Annotated in this window: 1 protein-coding gene; it reads right to left on the bottom strand. The window is 73.7% G+C overall.

The window, feature by feature from the left end; genetic code table 11:
• A partial coding sequence (locus SB751_RS35275; RefSeq protein ID WP_410749647.1) for an ATP-binding cassette domain-containing protein occupies positions 1-186 on the bottom strand: 186 nt, incomplete at its 3' end.
• Positions 187-236 lie beyond the last annotated feature (50 nt).

Genomic DNA, 236 nt, shown 5'->3' with positions numbered 1-236 from the left:
CGTGATGGCGCCGCGGCTGGCGCGGTTCAGGCCCATGATGGCCTTGACCGTGGTCGACTTGCCCATGCCGTTGCGGCCCAGCAGCGTCACGAACTCGCCCGCGGCGATATCCAGGTCGATGCCGAACAGCGCCTGGCTGGCGCCGTAGTGCGCGGTCACGCCGCGCAGCGACAGCAGCGCGCTCATGCCGGCGCTCCCTGCGCGCGGCGGCCGGCGTGGCCGCGTTCGCTGCCCAG

This window comes from Cupriavidus sp. SIMBA_020 (assembly GCF_046535395.1).
In the GTDB taxonomy this organism is placed as follows: domain Bacteria; phylum Pseudomonadota; class Gammaproteobacteria; order Burkholderiales; family Burkholderiaceae; genus Cupriavidus; species Cupriavidus campinensis.
Note: the sequence above shows the minus strand (reverse complement) of the source record. Positions and strands in the feature narration are given on the sequence as shown.